Below are 3,863 nucleotides of genomic sequence, written 5' to 3'. Positions count from 1 at the left end.
GTTCGCCGGCCGCGCGCCGGGACGCGCGTCCGCGCCGCCGACGAGCGGCCGCGGGCGCCTGCGTCCCGCGCTCCGGCAAGTTGCGGCGAAGCGTTTCGCTCGGCGGCGATCCCCGCCGCGCGGTCCCGTTCGTTTTGTCGCGCGCCTCGTTTCCCTTCGCCGGCCTCCTGGTGCGTTTCCGCCGAGATGGACGATTATGAGGAGGATGTGCGAAATGACGATCATGACGAATCCGCTGCCGGGAAGCCGCAAAGTATACGCGGAAGGGAGCCGGCCCGACATCCGCGTGCCGATGCGCGAGATCGGCCTGACGCCGACGGAAGGAAGGAACGGCGGCGCGCGGCCGAACGCGCCGATCGCCGTGTACGACACGAGCGGCCCTTACACCGACGAAGCGTACGAGACGGACGTAAGACGGGGACTGCCGGCGCTGCGCGGCGGCTGGATCGCGGAGCGCGGCGATACGGAGGCGTACGAGGGACGGACGATCGCGCCGCTCGACAACGGGTTTCATAGCGAGTCGGCCGCATCTCGCGGGGCGGAGACGTTCCCGGGCTTGACGCGGCGGCCGCTGCGGGCGCGCGAGGGCGGGAACGTGACGCAGCTGCATTACGCGCGGCGCGGCATCGTGACGCCGGAGATGGCTTTCATCGCGATCCGCGAGGGCATGGCGCCGGAGTTCGTGCGGGACGAGGTGGCCGCCGGGCGGGCGATCATTCCCGCGAACGTCAACCATCCCGAGAGCGAGCCGATGATCATCGGGCGCGCTTTTCACGTGAAGATCAACGCCAACATCGGCAATTCCGCCGTCGCGTCGTCGATCGAGGAAGAGGTCGAGAAGATGACGTGGGCGACGCGCTGGGGCGCCGACACGATCATGGACCTGTCCACCGGCAAGAACATCCATACGACGCGCGAATGGATCGTCCGCAATTCGCCCGTGCCGGTCGGCACGGTGCCGATCTACCAGGCGCTCGAGAAGGTGGACGGCAAGGCGGAGGACCTGACGTGGGAGGTATTCCGCGACACGCTGATCGAGCAGGCGGAGCAGGGCGTGGACTATTTTACGATTCACGCGGGCGTGCTGCTCCGTTATATCCCGCTCACGGCGAAGCGCGTCACGGGCATCGTGTCGCGCGGCGGCTCGATCCTGGCGGCGTGGTGCCTGGCGCATCATCGGGAGAATTTCCTGTACACGCATTTCGAGGACATCTGCGAGATCATGAAGCGTTACGACGTGGCCTTCTCGCTCGGGGACGGCCTGCGCCCGGGCTCCATCGCCGACGCCAACGACGAGGCGCAGTTCGCGGAGCTGGAGACGCTCGGCGAGCTGACGCGGATCGCGTGGAAGCACGACGTGCAGGTCATGATCGAAGGGCCGGGCCACGTGCCGATGCACCTGATCAAGGAGAACATGGACCGCCAGCTCGAGGTCTGCCAAGAGGCGCCGTTCTATACGCTCGGGCCGCTGACGACGGACATCGCGCCGGGCTACGACCACATCACGTCGGCGATCGGGGCCGCGATGATCGGCTGGTTCGGGACGGCGATGCTCTGCTACGTGACGCCGAAGGAGCACCTCGGCCTGCCGAACCGGGAGGACGTAAAGGACGGCGTCATCGCGTACAAGATCGCGGCCCACGCCGCCGATCTCGCCAAGGGCCATCCCCGGGCGCGTCTGCGCGACGACGCCTTGTCGAAAGCGCGGTTCGAATTCCGCTGGAAGGACCAGTTCCACCTGTCGCTCGATCCGGAGCGGGCGATGGCGTACCACGACGAGACGCTGCCGGCGGAGGCGGCGAAGTCGGCGCATTTCTGCTCCATGTGCGGGCCGAAGTTCTGCAGCATGCGGATCACGCAGGACATCCGGGATTACGCGGAGGCGAACGGGCTGGAGACGCGCGAGGCGATCGAGGCCGGCATGAAGGAGCAGGCGAGGGCGTTCCGTTCGGGCGGCGGGGCGATTTATTCGTAGGCGCGGCCGGCGCATTCCGCGGATACGCCTTGCGGCGTCCGGCGGGGAGGCGCCTCCGGCTTCGGAGGCCGTACAAGCGAGAGGAGAAGAAGCATGGAGAAACGAGACTGGCGTGATTTCAAGCTGTACGCGATTACGGCGGCGAACTATCATCCCGGCCGGGGGCTGCTGGAGGTCATGGAGCAGGCGATCCTCGGCGGCGCGGACATCGTGCAGCTGCGGGCGAAGGACGCCTCGAAGGAGGAGCTGCTGCGGGATGCCCGGGCGCTGCGCGAGCTGACGGCCCGGTACGGGGTGCCGTTCATCGTCAACGACCATATCGACGTCGCGCTCGAGGTCGGCGCGGACGGGGCGCATTTCGGGCAGGACGATATGCCGCTCGCGGAAGCGAGGCGGATTCTGGGGCCGGACGCCATCATCGGCATCTCGACGCACAGCCTGGAGCAGGCGCTGGCGGCGGAGCGCGGGGGCGCCGACTACATCGGCGTCGGCCCGGTCTTCCCGACGGGCACGAAGCCCGGCCGGGCGGCGGTCACGACGGCGTACGTGCGCGAAGCGGCGGCGAACGTGTCGATTCCATGGGTCGCCATCGGCGGCATCACGCTCGCGAACGCGGACGAGGTGCTGGCGGCCGGCGCGACGCGGCTCTGCGCGGTGTCCGCGATCGTCGGCGACGCGCGTCCCGCGGACGTCTGCCGGGCGTTCCGGGCGCGGATCGACGCGGCGGAGCGGGGCGCGGGGGTTAGCGCGCCGGCGGCCATCGCGGTCGTCGTGAACGGGCGCCGCGAGGAGACGGCCGCGCGGACGGTCGCGGAGCTGGTGGAGGCGCTCGGCCTGGCGGGCAAGAGCCTCGTCGTCGAGCTGAACGGCGTCATCGTCGCCCGCGAAGCGTGGGAGACGGCTGCGCTGGCGGACGGGGCGGCGCTGGAGCTGGTGCATTTCGTGGGAGGAGGGTGAAGCGAATGGCGGAGATGGAAGCGATGGGTTATCGCGCGGAAGAGGATTGGCTCGAAATCGGCGGCAAGCGGCTGCGGTCGCGGTTCTTCCTCGGCACGGGCCGGTTCCCGAGCCCGGCGGTGTTCCGGCTGGCGCTGGAGGCGTCGGCGGCGGAGGTCGTCACGTTCGCGGTGCGCCGCGTCAATCTCGATTACGCGGAGGACGATGCGATTCTGCAGCATATGGACGGAAGCGGTTATATCTACCTGCCGAACACGTCGGGCGCGGGTAATGCCGACGAGGCGGTGCGGATCGCCAAGCTGGCGCGGGCGGCGGGGCTCAGCGACTGGATCAAGGTCGAGATCAGCGCCAATCCGCGCACGCTGCTGCCGGATCCGATCGAGACGCTGCGGGCGACGGAGCGTCTCGCGCGCGAGGGCTTCGTCGTGCTGCCGTATACGTCGGACGATCCGATCCTGTGCAAGCGTCTCGAGGAAGCCGGCGCGGCGGCCGTCATGCCCGGCGGCGCGCCGATCGGCACGGGGCTCGGCCTGCTGAACCCGTACAACCTCGGCCTGATCGTGGAAGAGGCCGGGGTGCCGGTCATCGTGGACGCCGGCATCGGCGCCGCGGCCGACGTCGTGCAGGCAATGGAGCTCGGCGCCGCCGGCATCCTGGCGAATACGCCGGTCGCCAAGGCGCAGGATCCGGTCGGCATGGCGCGGGCGATGCGCCTGGCCGTGGAGGCGGGTCGGCTGGCGTACCTGTCCGGCCGGATTCCGAAGCGCCGCTACGCCTCGGCCAGCAGCGAGGCGGAAGGCGTGTCGCCGCTGGCGGCGAGCGCCGCCGCGGGCGCGCGGCCGGACGAGCCGGACGGCCGCGGATGAGCCGGCGCGTCGTCGTGCTCGACGGCGGCATCGTCGGCCTCGGCTGCGCGTTCGAAGCCGCCCTG

General features: G+C 69.9%; 3 protein-coding genes. All 3 read left to right on the top strand.

The window, feature by feature from the left end:
- Positions 1 to 214 precede the first annotated feature (214 nt).
- The 3 genes from thiC (at position 215) to I8J29_RS33175 (ending at position 3,798) form a co-directional block, all read left to right on the top strand.
- A complete protein-coding gene (gene thiC / locus I8J29_RS33185) occupies positions 215 to 1,975 on the top strand; it encodes a phosphomethylpyrimidine synthase ThiC (RefSeq protein ID WP_208851529.1) in 1,761 nt (586 codons plus the stop codon).
- A gap of 93 nt (positions 1,976 to 2,068) precedes the next feature.
- The gene (thiE, locus tag I8J29_RS33180) at positions 2,069 to 2,932 is read left to right on the top strand and encodes a thiamine phosphate synthase (RefSeq protein WP_208851528.1); all 864 of its coding nucleotides are present in this window, start codon (positions 2,069 to 2,071) and stop codon (positions 2,930 to 2,932) included.
- A 5-nt stretch (positions 2,933 to 2,937) separates the two neighbouring features.
- A complete protein-coding gene (locus I8J29_RS33175; protein ID WP_276316370.1) occupies positions 2,938 to 3,798 on the top strand; it encodes a thiazole synthase in 861 nt (286 codons plus the stop codon).
- Positions 3,799 to 3,863: the final 65 nt, after the last annotated feature.

Origin of the sequence: Paenibacillus artemisiicola (assembly GCF_017652985.1) — a bacterium.
GTDB lineage: Bacteria > Bacillota > Bacilli > Paenibacillales > Paenibacillaceae > Paenibacillus_Z > Paenibacillus_Z artemisiicola.
The sequence above is the reverse complement of the archived record's forward strand: the minus strand, read 5'-3'. Positions and strand labels throughout refer to the sequence as shown.

What these genes read in the sequence shown, in the direction of transcription:
- I8J29_RS33175 (WP_276316370.1), top strand. Translation starts at nt 2,938, where the DNA reads ATGGCGGAGATGGAAGCGATGGGTTATCGCGCGGAAGAGGATTGGCTC.
- thiE (WP_208851528.1), top strand. Translation starts at nt 2,069, where the DNA reads ATGGAGAAACGAGACTGGCGTGATTTCAAGCTGTACGCGATTACGGCG.
- thiC (WP_208851529.1), top strand. Translation starts at nt 215, where the DNA reads ATGACGATCATGACGAATCCGCTGCCGGGAAGCCGCAAAGTATACGCG.